Here is a 1,613-nt window from a genome sequence, read left to right as displayed (position 1 = left end):
AAAACGAAGACGCGTAATCGCGCTCACTCGCCAGTCAGAATCCTCTTCGTTAAATAGAAAAGCGCCACCCTCGAGTCCGTTAATGTACAAATGTTCATTTTCAAAAAACATCATCGGTACGAAGGTGCTCACCGTAGAGTCATCGTTAGCAGTGTAAAAAGGAATCGAGGCCGTGCGATACATGGCGGCAATGCCCCACGTTTGCTCATCTGTTGCATAAGCCGTTGATACAGCCGCAGCGAGCGGAAGCATCATGGTGGCTTGTTTCAATCTCTTCATGGGTTTTAATCAAAGTTGATGGAGAAAATCAGTGAATTAAGCTTATGTTCTTTCGATATTAGCCGTTACAATACTTAACGTTGTCATGTGCGTGACAGTTCGTGTCATGCACTTTGATACGTTGGCATGAACATAATCTCAGTGCGTTGTTAACCTAACAACGAACTATGCCAGTAATCTAGGCATGTCGTCATCAAAAATCATTAAAAGCAGCCACTTATGGGTTTAGCTTGAACTTAAACATAACGAAGTAAACGTGAAAGCATCAGAACTTATCTCTATCCTCAATAATTTGCCGTCTAACTCCAACCCAGACATCGTGATGGGAGAAGAGTGGCTACCTGAAAGATTAGTGGATACCAAGCTCGATGGTGAGCTCCTGTTTTTGCACTTCGATAACGCACCTGAAGATGGACAAGGTGACGAAGAAGGCCGTGGTTTTGTCGATCATGAAATAGATTTGATACGCACTCGCCTGCAACAAATTCTGGATGAAGACAGTGACAACGCATCAAAAGCGGATGCGATGTTAGGTTTGTTTTTAATGGGGCATGAACTTAGCAGCTCTCAAGTCATCGAAGTATTAGAAGAAGAATCAGATACATAAGGAAGCGCTTTGCCAACAACGTTGACCAATACTGAACCTACTCCCCTTCCTCTTATTATTGCAGGGCCTGTCCTGCGCAAAGTCACCGCGTCTGAAATCAACATTTGGCTAGTGACGACCAAGCCTCTTAAAGGCGTGGTTGAAGTAATGGATGCAAGCACTCACAACGCATACACATCACAATCACTTGATGAACTTCAGCAGCTCCAAATAGGTCAGAGAGCATGGGTAAGCTTACTCGCCATTAAAGGTGATTACCCAACTCATCAACCGCTTCGCTACCAAATTCAAACTCAAGATGGTCTATTGACTGAGCTGTTACCACATCTGAGCTATGAACAAGACCAACATCAACATCAAGGATTGGAGTTTGTGATCAGCGAGAAAGCCGATTACGTTCTTCATGGCTCTTGTCGAAATCCTCACCATTTTAGTAAAGACACTTTAGTCACTGCAGACGAAAAGGTCGCTAGCTTACGTGTTGATGAGGGACCAGACATGCTGATCATGAGTGGTGACCAAATTTATGCAGACCACGTAGCAGGGCCGACTTTGGACGCCATTGAGCAAGTCGTTAAGCTACTAGGGTTACCAGACGAGCAATTTGAGCAAGCGCCCATTGCAGATACAAAAGCACTGTATAAACACCCAGATTGCTACTATGGACGCGATAAGCTTCTGCCACATTATGTCGATGATGGTAGTTTGTTAACTAAGCTGTTCCCTC

General features: G+C 44.3%; 1 protein-coding gene and 2 pseudogenes. 2 read left to right on the top strand and 1 reads right to left on the bottom strand.

What is annotated here, in order from left to right; translation table 11 throughout:
• Positions 1–255 (bottom strand): annotated as a pseudogene (locus R7070_RS24805) (MipA/OmpV family protein); the annotation flags it as partial.
• Positions 256–535: 280 nt separating this feature from the next.
• Here R7070_RS24805 and R7070_RS24800 point away from each other — a divergent pair.
• Entirely contained in the window at positions 536–886 is a 351-nt protein-coding gene (locus tag R7070_RS24800; RefSeq protein ID WP_015296697.1) for a hypothetical protein, read from the top strand.
• 9 nt (positions 887–895) lie between these two features.
• A pseudogene (locus tag R7070_RS24795) lies at positions 896–1,613 on the top strand (alkaline phosphatase family protein); the annotation flags it as partial.

This window comes from Vibrio sp. 1557, assembly GCF_033340175.1.
GTDB classification, from domain to species: domain Bacteria; phylum Pseudomonadota; class Gammaproteobacteria; order Enterobacterales; family Vibrionaceae; genus Vibrio; species Vibrio alginolyticus.
Note: the sequence above shows the minus strand (reverse complement) of the source record. Positions and strands in the feature narration are given on the sequence as shown.